This is a genomic window from Undibacterium paludis (assembly GCF_022568815.1).
In the GTDB taxonomy this organism is placed as follows: Bacteria; Pseudomonadota; Gammaproteobacteria; order Burkholderiales; family Burkholderiaceae_D; genus Undibacterium.
Window position 1 is genome coordinate 12693 of the sequence record NZ_JAKZHX010000017.1, and the last position, 16200, is coordinate 28892.

At 52.3% G+C, this 16200-nt stretch carries 17 protein-coding genes; 5 read left to right on the forward strand and 12 right to left on the reverse strand.

Annotated features, from left to right (window positions below; translation table 11 throughout):
- Window positions 1–41 precede the first annotated feature (41 nt).
- On the forward strand, window positions 42–464 hold the full coding sequence (locus LZ463_RS24180) for a DUF1801 domain-containing protein (protein ID WP_241458871.1): 423 nt from the start codon (window positions 42–44) through the stop codon (window positions 462–464).
- A gap of 18 nt (window positions 465–482) precedes the next feature.
- Here the strand turns inward: LZ463_RS24180 and LZ463_RS24185 are convergent, their stop codons facing one another.
- Entirely contained in the window at window positions 483–3470 is a 2988-nt protein-coding gene (locus tag LZ463_RS24185; protein WP_241458872.1) for a hypothetical protein, read from the reverse strand.
- A 400-nt stretch (window positions 3471–3870) separates the two neighbouring features.
- On the opposite strand from LZ463_RS24185, the gene LZ463_RS24190 reads away from it, so the two are divergent.
- The 3 genes from LZ463_RS24190 to LZ463_RS24200 all read left to right on the forward strand — a co-directional run bounded on the left by LZ463_RS24190 (window position 3871) and on the right by LZ463_RS24200 (window position 6304).
- Window positions 3871–4566 carry a hypothetical protein gene (locus LZ463_RS24190; RefSeq protein ID WP_241458873.1) on the forward strand — a complete coding sequence of 232 codons (696 nt, stop codon included), beginning with the start codon at window positions 3871–3873 and terminating at the stop codon, window positions 4564–4566.
- A gap of 29 nt (window positions 4567–4595) precedes the next feature.
- Entirely contained in the window at window positions 4596–5366 is a 771-nt protein-coding gene (locus tag LZ463_RS24195; protein WP_241458874.1) for a hypothetical protein, read from the forward strand.
- 65 nt (window positions 5367–5431) lie between these two features.
- Entirely contained in the window at window positions 5432–6304 is an 873-nt protein-coding gene (locus tag LZ463_RS24200) for a DUF1444 domain-containing protein (protein WP_241458875.1), read from the forward strand.
- A 36-nt stretch (window positions 6305–6340) separates the two neighbouring features.
- Here LZ463_RS24200 and LZ463_RS24205 read toward each other — a convergent pair whose 3' ends face one another.
- The 11 genes from LZ463_RS24205 to LZ463_RS24255 all read right to left on the reverse strand — a co-directional run bounded on the left by LZ463_RS24205 (window position 6341) and on the right by LZ463_RS24255 (window position 15671).
- Entirely contained in the window at window positions 6341–6763 is a 423-nt protein-coding gene (locus LZ463_RS24205) for a hypothetical protein (RefSeq protein ID WP_241458876.1), read from the reverse strand.
- A gap of 102 nt (window positions 6764–6865) precedes the next feature.
- Complete coding sequence (locus LZ463_RS24210) at window positions 6866–7039, reverse strand: hypothetical protein (protein ID WP_241458877.1); 174 nt, start codon at window positions 7037–7039, stop codon at window positions 6866–6868.
- Window positions 7040–7381: 342 nt separating this feature from the next.
- Window positions 7382–8170 (reverse strand): polysaccharide deacetylase family protein, encoded by a 789-nt coding sequence (locus tag LZ463_RS24215; RefSeq protein WP_241458878.1) that lies wholly within the window; start codon window positions 8168–8170, stop codon window positions 7382–7384.
- 168 nt (window positions 8171–8338) lie between these two features.
- On the reverse strand, window positions 8339–8683 hold the full coding sequence (locus LZ463_RS24220) for a hypothetical protein (protein WP_241458879.1): 345 nt from the start codon (window positions 8681–8683) through the stop codon (window positions 8339–8341).
- A gap of 144 nt (window positions 8684–8827) precedes the next feature.
- Window positions 8828–9805 (reverse strand): hypothetical protein, encoded by a 978-nt coding sequence (locus LZ463_RS24225; protein WP_241458880.1) that lies wholly within the window; start codon window positions 9803–9805, stop codon window positions 8828–8830.
- 277 nt (window positions 9806–10082) lie between these two features.
- Entirely contained in the window at window positions 10083–11150 is a 1068-nt protein-coding gene (rsgA, locus tag LZ463_RS24230) for a ribosome small subunit-dependent GTPase A (protein WP_241458881.1), read from the reverse strand.
- 422 nt (window positions 11151–11572) lie between these two features.
- Entirely contained in the window at window positions 11573–11926 is a 354-nt protein-coding gene (locus tag LZ463_RS24235; RefSeq protein WP_241458882.1) for a low molecular weight protein tyrosine phosphatase family protein, read from the reverse strand.
- A 60-nt stretch (window positions 11927–11986) separates the two neighbouring features.
- On the reverse strand, window positions 11987–12661 hold the full coding sequence (locus LZ463_RS24240) for a hypothetical protein (RefSeq protein ID WP_241458883.1): 675 nt from the start codon (window positions 12659–12661) through the stop codon (window positions 11987–11989).
- 88 nt (window positions 12662–12749) lie between these two features.
- Complete coding sequence (locus LZ463_RS24245) at window positions 12750–13889, reverse strand: serine hydrolase domain-containing protein (RefSeq protein WP_241458884.1); 1140 nt, start codon at window positions 13887–13889, stop codon at window positions 12750–12752.
- Window positions 13890–14156: 267 nt separating this feature from the next.
- Window positions 14157–14909: an SIMPL domain-containing protein gene (locus tag LZ463_RS24250; protein ID WP_241458885.1), complete on the reverse strand. Its 753-nt coding sequence runs from the start codon at window positions 14907–14909 to the stop codon at window positions 14157–14159.
- Between the two features lie 189 nt (window positions 14910–15098).
- Entirely contained in the window at window positions 15099–15671 is a 573-nt protein-coding gene (locus LZ463_RS24255; RefSeq protein ID WP_241458886.1) for a GNAT family N-acetyltransferase, read from the reverse strand.
- Window positions 15672–15781: 110 nt separating this feature from the next.
- Here LZ463_RS24255 and LZ463_RS24260 point away from each other — a divergent pair, with 110 nt between their 5' ends.
- Window positions 15782–16180 (forward strand): GFA family protein, encoded by a 399-nt coding sequence (locus LZ463_RS24260; RefSeq protein ID WP_241458887.1) that lies wholly within the window; start codon window positions 15782–15784, stop codon window positions 16178–16180.
- Window positions 16181–16200: the final 20 nt, after the last annotated feature.

Here is a 16200-nt window from a genome sequence, read left to right on the forward strand (position 1 = left end):
CCCTATATGGGTTTGCATTGTCAGGACGACAGGAGGGGGATGTGGCAGAACTGAAGACCAAGCCCAATGATGCACCGCTAGCTGCCTTCATCGCAGCAATTGATGATGAAAGGCGGCGCGCCGATTGCCTGCGCATCATCGACATCATGCAAAGCCTGACAGCCAGCCCGCCGCAAATGTGGGGAACAGGTATCGTCGGTTTTGGTAAATCATATTACCTGTATGACAGCGGCCGTGGCGGTGACTGGTTCCTGGTTGGCTTTGCCTCACGCAAGGCGGCGCTGACGATTTACCTGATGTCTGGCGTGGCAGCGCATGAGGCACTGCTGGCCAGATTGGGCAAACACAAGACAGGCAAGGGTTGCCTGTACCTGAAATCATTGGCAGATGTGGACGAGAAAGTCTTGCACGCTCTGATAGAGGAGAGTATTGCCAAGACCAGGGCCAGATATCCAGAACAGTAATACCCCCCGGGAGAGAAATCAGGCAAACAGTCTGGCTACCGGGCTCCCCTGTTCTGTGGCTTCGACCTTGATAATGAAATTACTGGTCTGACCAGGCCTGGCGAGGTTGCCCATCGCCTGCATCAAACCCAGGAAGCGCCAGCTGACCTTGATCGGTTGCTCCCAGTCGGGAACGTCAAACGCAAATGCCCTGGCAAAGCCCTGGCTGATCGTGGATGACAATTGTGACAGCCTGTCATACACGGTGGCGCCAATTTCTGGCGGTACATTGGGCAGTTGCGCCAGTAACTGGGCTTCAGCGGTGACGGCAATCCAGGCTGTCGCTGCACCCGCCGATATGCGTTTGATTTCCCATAGTCTGCGCAGGGATGTACGCTCCGCCAAAGGAGTCTGTGGATTACTGACGGGTATCGGTGTCCGGCCTGAAGCCGCTGCCAGAAATACCGAGTCTGACCAGGACTTGCTGTTGGGTGAGCTTGCGGCATTGGACCAGAACTGTTCTTCCGTCCAGCCGGTATAGTCCAGCCAGGCGGATACCCATTGCGCCGGTGTGCCATCCATCAGAGCACGTTCGGCATTGGCGGCAATTGCATCAGTCAGGCTGATCATGCAGCATCGCTGCACCTCTGCACGCAAGCGGTCCGGTGTTGTTTGTAGCAAGGTTTTCCAGGCATCAAGATCAAGCACCTGGGTGCCGGTGATACTGGCCTGGACTACGCGTGTTGCCGTCCCTGCCGGGCCGCCATACAAAAAGTCGTTGACGAGCTTGCCATTGCCTGATCTGACGGCATTGCTCTTTTCCAGCAGTGCGAAGAAGCTGTCTATCTGTGCGCTGTTGATATTGTCGCCACTGCCCTTGAATTGCGCATTGAGTGGCGGCACACCGTCTTTGACCGCCAGCATTTCCAGATTCAGGCTCAATGAAGTTTCGCTGACCGCGCCATTGAGCGTGGTCTTGCTGGAGATGCTGATGGCGTCTTTGGCCACCAGTATCCTGCCATTCCGGTCTGCGCTGACCTGTATGCTGTCAAGCACACTGGTCGTGCTTTGCGCCGTGACAAAATCAAAGGCATTGAGTGTCATGCCAGACTGGATTTTCCTGTCCTGGTTGCGGCCAAACAGGCTCTGGAGTTCCCTGGCGCTGCCTTCTTTTTCGCACGCTTCGATCAGGCTCGCATAGCGCTCCAGATGGCCGGACCAGAAAGCTTCATACAGTATCCTGCTATGGTCTGTGAGCGTGCTGAAGCTGACCTCGATCAGGACGGCGCTTGCATTGTTATTCTGGTAACTATAAGCCAGTTCCAGTCCCAGCTTGTTGCTCTGGATTTGGGCGATGATACTGGCGATACGTGCCTTGGCGGCTTCATACGACTGCAGCCAGCCGGCCAGCTTGCTGGTGGCTGCGGTTACCCTGTTTTGTAGCTGGCTGGCAAACTCAGCCAGTTTTTCTGCCGGTATTGCCAGTGCCTGAGCTATCTTGGTAGTAATGTCTGCATCTGCCTGGGTCAGTTTGTTGCAAAGTGCCGTGATCTGATCAGTGACTTTTGTTTCCACTGCTTGCAGGGTCTTTGTGACGGTGTCGCTGATCCTGGTTTGCAAGGCTGCATTGGGAACGTTCGCCAGCTCAGCCTTGATACGGTTTTCCAGCGCAGTCTTTGCCGTATCAAGGCTGCTGCTGCCCTGGTTCAGGTAATTTCTGACATAGCCATCGAGTACGTTCTTCACGCTGTCGGCAAAGGCCTGGCTGGCCTGGGTGCCGCCACCTGTCACCACGTTTAACAGAGCCTGGGTGGTCGCAGCCCAGTCATCGTTGGTAGTGAGCTGGAGTTGTTTTTTAAGTGCATTCAGGGCCAAGCCCCTGATATCAGAAAATTCGCCAAGACGGTCTATCAGGGGTTGCGCTGATGGCAGTATCTGGTTCAATACCGGGTCCAGTGCCGCCTGGATACCGTCTATGCCTATCCTGGCCGCAACATCGAATGAGGCTCCTGTGCTGCGGTTGATTTTTCTTTCGAGCCGCACGACGGGCTTGTGGTCCTCCTGACGTATGGTCAGGTGATGGTCGCCGTTCATATCCCAGGATGCGCCAAACGAGGCAGAGATATTGGCCGTCGCTGTGATCGGGTTATTTAGGACGACAGGGCTCCAGGAAGGCTTGGCGCCAGCGCTGGCCACGGTATTGATCAGTACCGTACCGGCATTGATTTTGCCGCTGAGGCTGGCGGTCCCCGATATGTCCATGCTGGTCATGGCAAAGTCATCGCCCTGGCAGGCATCGAACATGCGGGACAGGTCGCCAGGCAAGGGTGAGGTCTTCAGGCTGTCATACATAACCTGAGCCAGGTAGCGGCTGGGTGGATAATTGAAGCACTGGTCCAGGTGTACCGTACCACTGGCCGCAGCAGAACCGCCGATACTGCCCCAGGCCGGGCTGGCATCTGCGCCAAGTGCGCCGCCTGTCGTACCAGACAAACCCAGTCGGAAAAAATATTCAGGTTCAGGATGGACGTAACCGATGGCGCTGGCCCAGGCTGGTGCCGCCTGACTGGCTTCGACGCTGAGGCTGGCTGCAATGCTGGCGCTTGCCGTCGTTTGTATGGGCAGGTTCCTGACAGCACCGTTTGCCGCAGTTTGCCGCTGACCTGAGAACAAGGGATACAGTAGCAGGCCGGGCGCGGTTGCCGGAGGCGTCGTACTGAGAAGAAACTCCGGTAACTTGTAGGCAAATGGCCGCAAACCGGGGCTGAGTTTGTTATTGATGGCAGTTTTCAGATCTTGCCAGTTAGCCTGCAAGAGAGCCCAGTCCTGCGTATCGACACTCCCTGGTTTGATATTGCTGTCGAGTGCCTTGACCAGCACATCAGAAGCTTCAAACCATTCCTGGGCATTGGCAGATGGATCAGCGCGCAAGGCTTTCATTGCGTTGAGCAAAGCCAAAAGCGGAGCCAGTTGCTGTTGCTGATCATCAAGGGACTTGCTGACCCAGGAAATATCGAATGCACACATCTTGAATCTCCATTCATTTACATGCCGAATAAAGTATTGAATCCAGTGCAGGACAACATGCAGGATTAACCGTGGCCTGGCAAGGCACCCAATTTTTTGCGCTGCCCAGATACCAGTCCAGATAAGTGCAGCTTGCATATCCGTTTGACTTCCCTTCAATCTGTTTGTGATCTGTGAGGGGGGTGAGCAATCCGGAAATGGAATACTGCTTTGCTGATTAATTATTGTTATTTATGTAATTGTCGTGAGGATTATAATCTGTTTGTCAAGCGCATGTCTGCCTGTGTTTGCCTTCCTGGCCTGGATCTTTGCACTGTTCCTTGTAACTTTTGATTACACAATTACCATGTTTAATTGATAAAATCACTCGGACTCACACCTATAATGTTCAGCTGCGGGAATGCACCCGCAGTTAATACCGACTGGCACAGTGTTTCGTACCAGGAATTCATCAAGAAGGCTGTCTGCGATGATCAAGAACTTCATCAATTTTGTGAAACGTCCAATTATCCGTATCTTGCTGATTGCCTGGGTGCTGTGCTACCTGCTCAACCAGTTACACCTGCCGCAATACCTCAACAATATCCTCGGCTTGCCCATCGTCATCTGGACGGTGTACAGCATCTTTGCCGCCCTCAGGCAGGCCAAACGTGAACGCCTGCAATTGCTGGCGGATATCAAGGAATTTTCACAGGTCAGCAACCCAGGTTATTTTGATACCTGTGAGGGCAGTGCGCTGGCGCTCAATTACGAGCAGAAGATGATCTACCTGATTGATGACAAAAAACGTAAAGCTGTTTCCAGTGCTGATATCCTGCGCTGGGAAATGAGCTACAACGACGGTGAGAGCGCAGGCGCCTTTGTCATTGGCGGCAATCCTGGTTCTGCTGCCGGTCAGGCCGTGATTGGTGCGGCAATCGGGTTTGGCATATTCACCCTGCTGGGGCGCTGGCTGAACCGGCGCAACGATATCGGCCACGTCAAATTCTGGGTCAATGATGCTGAGCACACCATCATCAGTGTGTATGTGTCGAATAACAAGATCATTGAACAGTTGCAGCATTTTTCCATGGCGAATGGCCTGAAAATTCTTTGACATTCTTAGACACTATTTACCGGCGTATCATGAAGATAACCAGCATTAACCATCGCCTTGCCTGTACTTTCGCCTTGCTCGGCCTGGCACAACTCAGTCATGCGCAAGTCTGGACGGACCTGCCTGCGCAGGACCCGAAGGCCGATGTCATCACACAGCGTGCTGACAGTCCTATTTATAGTCGCATGGCGAGTGACAAGAAGTTCCGTGAGTTTGCCCATGACGCCATCAATGTAAAGGGCGAGCAACTGCATTATGAACTGGTGCTGGAATCCCGCGCCGCCCTGTTCAAGGAAAATGATTTGCGCAAGGTCAATGAAAGTCGCGCCGGCAATTTCTATGTCAGTTACTGGGTCAAGGAAAGCCCCAATTTCCGTACCATGCCCTTTAAGCGCAATGCCTATCTGGCGCTGATTGTGGTTGATACCGTACCGGCAGACCAGAATAATGCTCAGTTCAAGGCTGTGGCTGATAAGTTACCGTATGTCACCTATCAGATCAGATGGGAGCAGTTCAAGAGTAATCACATAGGCGGCATACGTGCCGATGATACGGGTTCTGCCGTCAAATGGGACTGCAAAACCAAGGAGGGTAAAAGCATGCCCACCATGCTGCAGCCCATCACCATTCACAAGCCCAATTTCAAGGAAGAAAAAGAATGGTATAGCACAGCCTATTACATCGCTGATGACGGCACGCTCAAGACCAATGGATCAGGCCGCAACAATATCTGCAACAAGCGCAGCGTCGGGCCAGATGATGAAGTGTCCAAATGGGTACGTTTCTTTGGCGGTGTCTAAGGCGCACAGGAAGGGTGACTGCAGGGACTGCGGACATGTCGTGCCGGGCAAGGTGGTTTTTGCACATGCTGATTTGTTCAGTATATCTGTTTTGCCTGTTATCCGGTTACATGACCTTGCCCGCACTGGCGCAAGCACCTGACATTCCAGCTGACATTCCAGCTGACGTTTCAGCTGAAAAACGGGCCTTTACTACACAGGTAGAAAAGCAGTTACGCCAAAAACTTGATGGCGTCAGCATCAGGACCGAAGAGGCACCTTTGATCCTGACGCTGGATAGTTATCGTATCAGTCTGGACCGGCTATACCAGTTGTGCCGGCAAGACGCCAGCAAATGCACCGCCCAGCTGGGGCATTTTATCAATGCCGTGGCTGATACCGTGAACACAAAAGCCGCTGAGGCAAGAAAAAAGGATTTGCGCCTGACCCTGCGGTCATCTCTGTATATGAGCCAGCTTGGGCCAGCGGCAACATATCTGCAACAACGTTCTTTTCTCGATGGCTTTACTGTTCTGGTGGTGAGTGATGCTGGCGGGTCCATGCGGCCAGTCAATAGTGCAGACCTGGCCGGTTTCAACATGAGTGCTGCTGACTTGTATGCACTTGCCAGCAGCAATACCCAGGCTGTCTTGCCACCGATGGCTGAGGTCGCCAGACCTGCCATGGCGGGCAAAATTGAAACAACGGGCTTCGATCCTTACGCCGCCAGCCGCCTGCTATATTTCAATGATTGGGCAGAACTGGCCAAGGCGCAAAACGGTGTATTGCTGGTTTGTGCGCCGAGTGCCAGCCGTTTGCTCTACATCTCTGAATCCAACCCCAAAGCCATCAGTAAATTACGCGAAACTGCACGTGATTTCATGTCCGGCTCTGTCTATCCCCTGTCGGAAGCGATCTTGAAGTGGACACCGGGCGGATGGGAAGTCTTGTTTGATTAACTGACAAAGTGTCAGTACGTCAGCCATGCTGTCACATCAGCAGTCATAGCCGTCATCAGTGAGTTCAATCGTCAGCTCAAATACCTCTTCCAGAATGCCTCTCTTGTCTTGTAGCCAGTTCAGTGCGACTTCATCGTAGCAGCCGGTTTCCAGCAAGGTGACTGACTGCCGGCCTTGTTCCAAGTTTGCCTCCAGTGAAACATTACCACTACCTTTTGCTCGCCGCATGAAACAGATGTGCATGGACGTCAATTCGCCAGCAGGGATGACGACGGCTTGCTCCTGCATGATAAAACCACAGGTGTTGTTGATCACCTCTTTCCATACATGCAGATATCCGGATTCTGTTGTACTGAGCTGTGCCAGCACAGGCACCGGACCTGACTTCATATCGATGGCAGTGCGACCCAGCCTGAATGGCGAGCCAGGCCCATTGGCTATGGAGATCAATGGAGACATGTCATATTGCAGGCTGATGTAAAGGAAGAATCTGGCATGAAAGAATCTGGCATAAGTTCAGCGGATGAATAAGTCATCCAGGATTGAGGTTTCATCAAGTGCTCACTCAGTACTGTCGATGTCATAACGTTCTTCCTCACGGGCAATCGCGGCTTTTGCCTTTCTGGTGCAAACATACTCATACAGATACAGTGCAATGATGAGTGCGATAGCTGTATATCGCGCAGGCCGGGGCCAGGGTGACAGAAATGCCATGAAGTAGATAAGTACTGCCATGACCCTGATCTTGAATCTTTGTCTTGCGACTGTCATGTCGCGCAGAAAAGTATGGCAATGCGGACATTGCGGCTTGTAGGCTTGCGGCATATACCACTTGACACGAACCGGCCATAAATTTGCAGCGGTCTTATTAAACCGTGTGTTGCATGCCGGACATTTGTACTTGCCAACCCGGGGATCACGGTCTGATATGCTGAGCCCGGTATCACAATGCTGACAAACAGTATTTGCTGCAGTTAAAGCCGCACTGCAGTTTTCACATTTGTACCCGTTATCAGTCATGTCTTATCCACAGTTGGATTGTTTTGGGCTTTTGTTGCCGTTCAATGCGGCGCCAGGTTAGCCTGATTGTGCGGGCAGGCCGGACTTGGGTCTGTCATTTGGTATTTTGCGTTGCTGTACCCTTTGCAACTCCACCTGATCCAGGCGCACAAAGACAAAACCCTGTTTCAACGATTCCAGCAATGCGGTTGACAAACCTTCGGCAGAATCCGAGGCAGGCTTGTTCATGTGAGCGATAATGACATCGCCGGCCTGCAATTGTCTTATTTTGGTGATGATGGCTTTCTTGCTCAGTGTGGCACCAGCATCAGCATTCAAAGAAAAACCGGCGATCTTGTAACCCATCTTGTTGATCACCTCCATCGCCTTGGGGTCATATTTGGCGCTGGCACCGCGATACCATTGTGGTGTGACGCCTATGGCCCTGTTGATGGCCCGGGCGCCTTCGCTGACCTCACGCTGCAAATGGTCGACATCGGGTTCGCCGGTCAGGCCATAAACCTTTTTGCCGGGACCGATGACAGCAGGGATATGATTTTCACCATGGTCTTCCACATCGAACAAATCCAGGTTTGCCTTCAGCACGGCCACACCGCGCGGATTTTTATCCAGCCATTTCTTGGTGACAAAAATAGTGGCGGGAATGCGGTTACGTATCAGGAAGTCGGTAATGTCTTCATCAAACTTGCCCGAGCAGGCATCCAGCGTCAACGCCACTTTCTTTTGCGCGCTGGCTTGCGGTGCCAGGCGATTGTGCACTTCCACAGGACCACTCTGTGCCCAGGCATTATTGCCTGACAAGGGCAGGGCAAAGAAAAACAAAAGATGAACAAATCTGGATTTCATGGATAAACAAGCTGACACTGATCTGGCTTGGGAAGAGTGGGTTTGATGTCGACACGCGGCAGTATACAGTTTGCCTTGTCCATCCAAAGTAAAGTTACATTTGGTAAAAAGCAGGTGCTTCATCCCTATTCATATCACAATCAAATTTCCGCAAGTATCTGTGACGATTCAGATCCCGAATGTATGCAAGACCTCGATCAGACCAACGATGTTGTCATTCATCAGATCGACATCCTCTGCCGGTATCCACCATTCCGTATGAATGGCACCGCCTACATTCTGGACCTGATACTTGTCCATGAAATCCTTCCTTACTTCAAAGCGCGTCACATAACCTGAGCCGCTAGCAGGGACATTCCAATCCCTTGCAATCTGTATGGCATAGTCGACATTGGTGACAGGGTAGAAGATAGGCTGTTCAGGCAGTCGCGGTGGCCATTTCCTATAGCCACTGTCACGCACCAGGGCAAGTTCTTGCGGGCCTGTAGGGCGGTAGAGAGTGATGGTGTCCATGGAGTTAATCTATTAGGGCTTCTGTATTGGTTAGCTTTCATGACTATAGCTCACTTATTTAAAAAAATAAACTAACTTAGTTTAATTTTAAATATAAGTGAATGTTCGCAACACAGTCGTTTCGGTCAGCTCATGTAATATGACTTATAATTCAGTATGTCCGGTACCTTGAGGGGCACCGGATTGCGCCTGTTCTTCATGATTGATATGTTCGACAATGTCATATAGCTGATGTGAGCTGGCATAGTCAAACTTTGACTTTATATCATCCCGATTTTCAAATGACTTTGGTGGTATCACTCGCAATGAAAAAACGCCCCCATTTCCCATTGCCCAAGTTGTTCCGCCATTATGTTCCTTCGCTAGTTTTTCGACTGCATCAGAAAAAGCATCATCAATATTAAGAAAAATCCAGCCCTGCTTGTTGGTCGTTCTTGCAATTTCTTTGACATTATTATCGAATAATGGAGCGCCTTCCATGAGTGTGATGTTCGCAAAGCCGTCAGAAAAAGGGTAAAAATCAATAGAAGATTTTCCATCCGGCCACGCCCGGCCTGGCCGGATCAGATTGGGGATGAACCCTTTTGTGATCGAAACGGGAGGTTCACCGCCCGTTTCAAATTGTAGTGCAAAATTTCCTGGTGAAATTTTGCACTCCGCATTCAGATTAATGGCATTCGCATTGCCACTCTTGAACTGGTTTTCCGTCTTTTCCCCTTCACCTCCGACATCGACCATGGCGATCTGATTCTCTTTGAAGCCCAGTTGTTCCCTTGTCAGATGTATGCTGCCGGGATTTGCAAGCACACTTTCTTCCCATGTGCTCTGGAATAACCGGGCGGCTGTGCCAGCGGGCTGCTTGTTATTTTGCCCTGGGACGTCAGGGTTGTAATGGACATCGTTACCTGTTGCTTTTACTTCCTGGCGCGGGCTAAAACCATTCTTGCGCATGAAGCTGGCAAATTCGTTTCTTGGCACGAAAGGGGGTAAATTTTTATTTGCACTCGAAGGATTATCTGCTTGATTCAGCAAATTTGTGTTGAGGGTTGACTCGTTTGTCGACAATACACCTTTGGTGAGATAAGCTGATCCGAGCAGTAGCGGGATAATGGGGGTTTTCATTACTGTCATCCATGAGTTTTTGTGCTCATGGGTGGATTGCGCCAGAGAAAAGTTCCACCTTGGCAAGAAAGTGTTGCAACCCGAGTTATTGAATATGAAAAAATAAGAACCGTTGTGATGCCACAAATGTGCATTATTAATGCTGGGTTGTAGCAGTTGACAGACTACGATAGTCAACCTGGATTGAAATGGCTGCGGTTACGCATGGACGAGCCCGTAAAGCAGTCCATGCGTATGAAAAACCCGCGTTTTGTCCAGCTGAAATCCAGCCCTCCACCTAGCCCCGCTTTTGCCTGTCCCTTTCTTTTACACTGCGCATCAGCACCTTCCATTTGGCTCTGTCAGCAATCCTGTCCAGCGGCGTCTGATGGTTGCGCCTGGCTTCGCGCAAGAGCTTTTGGTAGTTGCGCAATCTGTCCGCATCAATCCGGGTATTGACTGCGCAGCCTGGCTCTGACTGATGGCTGCAGTCACGGAACTGACATTGCTGTGCCAGTGCTTCTATATCGTCAAAGCTGGCGGTGATGGCGGCTTCGTTGATATCCAGCTGCAGGCTGCGCAGGCCTGGAGTGTCGATGATGCAGGCGCCGCCTGGGCATAAATGCAGCGAACGTGCTGTGGTCGTGTGCTGGCCACGGCCATCACTGGCGCGTACCACGCCGGTATCCTGGTGGCTGGCTGCCAGGGTATTGGTCAGTGTCGATTTGCCAGCGCCGGATGAACCAAGCAAAATCAAGGTTTGGCCAGCGTCCATCCATGGCAGCAATGTTGTTGCTGTCTCTGCACTTTGGCCATTGATGGCAAATACCGGCACGCTGGCAGAAATACGTTGCCGCACTTCAGTCAGCCGCAATTCTGCGCCGACACTGATATCGGCCTTGGTCAATACGATTACCGTAACAACGCAGGCAGCACGGGTCAGCGCCAGATACCGTTCCAGGCGTCGCAGGTTGAAATCGCTGTCGAGCCCCATCACCAGCAGGGCGGTGTCAACATTGCTCGCCAGGGCTTGCTTGCGGCCATCATTGTTGCGACGTGCCAGATGGCTTACGGGCGGCATGCGGACGACGATACAATGGCCGCCCTGGCTGTTGTCCGTCAGCACCCAGTCGCCGACAGCAAGCTGGCTGTCTTCGGCTTCAAGTTCATGAAGCAGACGCATTGGTACGCGGACGCGATTGCTGCTGTCGCCATGATGGACGGTGATCCAGTCGCGCTGTACTTCGGTAATGCGGCCGGCCTGTAAATGTTCGCCATGCTGTTGTTCGGACAGGGCGTAAAGTTGATTGGCGATAGCCGGTGTCAGGCCAATCAGGCGTAGCGATGCGAAGTCGATCGTAAACATGATAAATGTGTTTCCCAAATCATAGAGTGGTGCGCCGCCCGCAGGCATGCACACATCCTTCCTGCACGCAGGGCGAGCAGGGGCTGGAAGAGCAGGGAAGTCGGCACTCGATCCGCTGGCAAATTCAGGTCGCACTCTTAGAGAGCAGGCGGCAATAAATCAGCAAGGCAAAGCCTCACCACACTGGCGTGGTCAAACGAAAGAAACAGGTAAAACCAGGGTTGTAATCAGGTCACGCAGCTAACGTACACAGATCAGCAGACAGATCAGGCAGCCGACAGGATGGCAATATCTATGGTTCGCATGTTTTTGTCTCCTGTGGTGGTTGATGGGAATAGGGAGTGTGCCAGCTTGTGGTGGGGGCGTCAAGTGTGCACTTCTTCGTTTGGATATGTCGGGTGTTCATGGTGACAGGCAGGGACTCAATCCAACCCCAAAATACCACCCACAGCTTCGCGCACTATCTCCATCAGCTCAGGGTCCATGTATTTGTATTCATCCGGTATGTCGAGCACGTATACTGTCTTGTTGCTCATCAGGTTGCGATAGCTGGCCTGCAGGCGCGACTTGTGTTTTTCTTCCATGACGAAGATGACATCGGCCCAGTTGAGATCGTCGGCGGATACCGGATGACGTGCATTGGGGCTGGTGCCTCCGGATCGCGCCTGGACTTGCGGGTGTCTGCGCCAGACCTGCTCTGCTGTCGGGCTGCGCCACTGGTTGCGGCTACAGACAAACAGGGCTTTGATGGGGAGGGTATTATTGACTATGGGCATAGGTGCGATGCTGCTATCTTGTTGCTGACATCCGGGACCGGTCGTCGGACTGATCATTATTTATGGCTGGTATTCTCGCAGTTCACCGTTGATGATTTCCACTACGCGTGTACCTCGACAGTCAGATACTGGTTCGGGCTTGCTGCCAGGCAGGACGGCTTCTGATTCGCCGTCATTTTCGCAGACATAACCGTCCAGCCACAGTTGCAGATTACCATCCTGGTTCAGGCTGGTTACTGCCATCAGGGTGCCGGATTCATACATGAAGGCATAGTCATTGAGTCTGACCAGTTCATGCAATTGTCCGCCCATCAAGGCAAACATGATGGGGTATTCCACTTCACGTACTGCTTCCGTGTCCTTTGAGCCGGCCGTGATCAGGCGAAAGCATTCTGTAACCAGCAGTTTTTCCGGGATACCTGATTTTGAATGCAACTGTACATGTTCGTTCGTACAGTTGTTTTTTCGCAGTATGTTGCGCAGATTTTGTGCCAGAGATTGTCCCACCGCCTTGTCCAGCTCGTTGCTGATACTGAGGCGGTGTTCATCAAAGACATCGCCTGCCGGTGCTGCACGGGTTTCCGTAGTCTCTTCGGGTACGGTTTCTGTGACGCTACTGCCTACGGTTGTTACGGTGCCATCCGTTCTTTCTGCACGCAATACATGGACGACCACGCTGGCAGCAGCCAGAATGACGATGATCAGGAGCAGTTTGAGCGATGCAGCTTTGTTCATGTAGACGCAGTAATGCAGTGTTTTGCGAATAGGCCAAGTTGCTAGTTGACCGTGACAGTGTAACAGCTTGGCCTGCGCATTTCACGAATTACTGCGCTGCATTGACATAGAGTTTGGCGATGTCAGCGGCCAGTGCATGCGGCTGCGAACCTTGCAAATTGGTTAGCACGACAACAGTCAGGTGTTGTTCAGGCAGCGACAGCCGCCATGCCGCTGCGCCGCCACCATAGGCAATGGCAACCTGCTTGCCGAAAGGCATGAACATGAAACCCAGGCCAAAGTCTCCGTCCTGGCCATTGTGCAGCTTGAAAGGCGTTGTCATCTGTTTCAGGCTGGCCGGGCTCAGGATTTTGCCGCTGATCAGGGTTTGTTCAAATTTGACCATGTCGTCAATCGATGCATTGAGCAGGCCGGCCGGCATCAGGTAATCAGGCATGAACTTGGCGCCGTAGTGATAAATTCTGTCTTGCATGACGGTGGGGCGACCCTCTTTGACTTCAAGTTTGCTGTGGTCTTTGGTGATGCCCAGCGAGGTATACAAGTCACTGCGACCAGGAATGATGGACCAGGCATCACCAAACTCTGCCGCTTTCAGGCCTGCGGGCCGGAACAGGCGGGTTTGCAAAAACTGTTCATAAGACATGCCGCTGGTTTTTTCTATCACCATACCCAGCAACATGTAGCCGGTCTGGTTATACACTGATTTTTCACCGGCCGGTTTCAGGGGCAGTTTCGCCAGTTCCTGCAGCAATACATCGCGGTCACCATTGATGGTGATGATGTTGATGTCATCGGTGATGGCGTCTGGCAGTCCAGAAGTGTGTGACAGGCAGTGGCGCAAGGTGACGCCAGCCCAGGCGGGCGGCAGTTGTGGCAGTATCTTGATGACAGTATCGTCAAGCGTGATACGGCCATCCTGCACCAGCAGCATGATGGCGGTGGCGGTAAAGGTCTTGGTCATCGACGCCAGCGAGAATATCGTGTCAGGTTTGACGGCGGCATTGTGCTCTATGCTGGCCAGACCATAGCTAGCTTCCTTGATGACCTGGTCATCTCGCATGACGGCAATCGACATGCCGGGGATATGCCGTTTCTGCATGACGCTGCGCACATAGTCATCAGTCGCATCTGCATGGGCCGCCGGCACCATGACAAAGGCGGCGAGCAGGGCGGCGGCCGAACGGGTCAACAGTGATACCGATATATTCTTTGGGTTGTGCTTGTTCATTTTTCTTCCTGATGGTGTGAGGTTGGCAGGGGCAGACAATAGTCCGTAGACCACTTGAAATGGCCACGGTGTCGCCACCATTTCGTTGCCGTTTGGCAAACGTGGCCTTACTGTATTGGCATCATTACCTGGCTGCCAGTGGCAACAGGATAGATTGCAAAAAACAGGGGGCGAACGGCGACTGCGGAGGGGTGAATGGTCGGGGTATTCAATGCCGCCTGGCGGCACCTGGGATTACCCCAATGTGGCTGGATTACAAGTCTGGCATCAATGTTCAATATTGTATTCTATCGTCACCACGACCCGTGCCACCTTGTCGATTGTGGACTTGTCATAGGTGCCGCCATATTCGTCAGCACTGGCTTCTGTGCCCACTGGGAGGATATAGAAAGCGCCTTGCGAGGCTGAGCGCATGGTGCCGACTTTTGCGCCACCGTATTTGGCGAATTCCGAGGCGCGCTTGCTGGCGTTTTCTGTCGCCGCACCGATCAGTGACATCTTGATGTCCTCCAGATTTGACACGAGGAATAGCGGGCTGCTGTAAAACACTGGCTGGCCGTCTGCTTCAAGCTCCAGCGCGGCACGGCTTACCTTGGTGACCTTGTCGAGGTCCTTGCTGGTGACCATGATGCTCTGGGTGGCACGATAACCACGCTGCACATGGCGGCTGCGTCCCTCTGGCAGCTCTTCTTCCACCATGTTTGCCGCCACGGCTTCTTCAGATATTTTCAGGGCTGATTTGTCAAACCCGTGCTTCGCCAAAAAATCATCGAGTACCGGCCTGGCCTTGCGCAGCCTGGATAGTGCCTCGGCAAAACTGGGAGCGACGATCTGTACGCCTATCTTCCATTCTGCATAATTGGCCTGCACATTCTTTTCTGCCAGACCCTTGACCGAAATATTTTGCCGGCCAGCGCCGATGTGCCTGGCCTGCATGCCAAAGATGAAGGCGGCTGCCGACATGCCAAGTGCCAGTAAAACACCGAGTATGACCAGGGCGCGCGACAAGTCTTTGTTCATGGGTTTCTCCGGTAAACTAGGTTATGTTCATTGGCTACATACTCCAATAAAGCATTTGTTTTCCCTATAAACCTTGCATTTTGTTGCAAATATTGTCGTGGCTTCTGCAGTATTCGCTTTTATTCATGGCGAATGGAAGAATCAATTCACTTCGCAACGGCGTCCGGGTATTGGCTTGCCAGTTGGAATTTACAGTTGTTGCGCTTCACTACGCTTGGCCCAGTCACTGCGCAATAATCCATACCAGGCCGAATCTGATGTGATGCCATCAATGATCCAGCGTTCACGCAAATAGCCTTCACGGATAAAGCCCAGTCTTTCCAGCGAGCGGGCAGAGTTCACATTGTCAGGGTGGATATCAGCTTCAACACGATTGATATTCAAGTCGTTGAAGCCGTAATTGAGCAGGTGTACCAGTGCTTCGTGCATATAGCCCTGGCCCCAGTATGTCTTGTCCATGTCATAGCCGATTTCGGCACGACGGCATTCTTCATCGAAATGAAATAGGATACAGCTGCCAATGAAGGTCTGGTCTGATTTGCGTATCATGCCCAGGCGTAACAGGTCACCTCTGGCCATGGCGGCCTGGTCGCGTTCCACCATTGCCGTTGCCTGGGCAATGTCTGTCCATGGCGCTGTGGTCATGTATCGCATCACGTCCGGGTTTGCACGCATGCGCAGGATGGCTGTGGCATCGTCCATGCAAAGTGGGCGCAGGTGCAGGCGCGGGGTGTCTATGGTGACTTGGTCAAAGGCGGGCATGTTCAAGCTCCCTGGCGACGAATAATGAGACGATTATAACCGCGCAGGGTAATACTGTGCTGCATGGAAGTCTGTATACAATGGCAGGTCACATAGATGAATGGAGCATCATGAAAACCTGTCAAGGCAGTTGCCATTGCAAAGCCATACGCTTTGAAGCTGACATCAATCTTGCCGATGGCAGCATGCGTTGTAACTGCAGTTTTTGTCTGAAGGTACGTTGCTGGTCTACTCCGGTGAAACCAGAATTTTTCCGCTTGCTGGCGGGTGAGGCAGATCTTGCAGAATACCGTTTTGGCGCAGGGAATGAGCAGCACTTCTTTTGCAGGCATTGTGGCGTGCGCCCGTTTGGTATCACCCATTCACCACGGCGCGGTAAATTCTATGGTGTGAGTGTCAACTGCCTTGATGAGATCGACATTGCAGCGCTGGCGAATGTGCCCGTCACTTATGTAGACGGCGTGAATGACAATTGGGATACGCCGCCAGATGAAGTGGCTTATCTGTAATTTTTGTGGCTGCGGCAAGA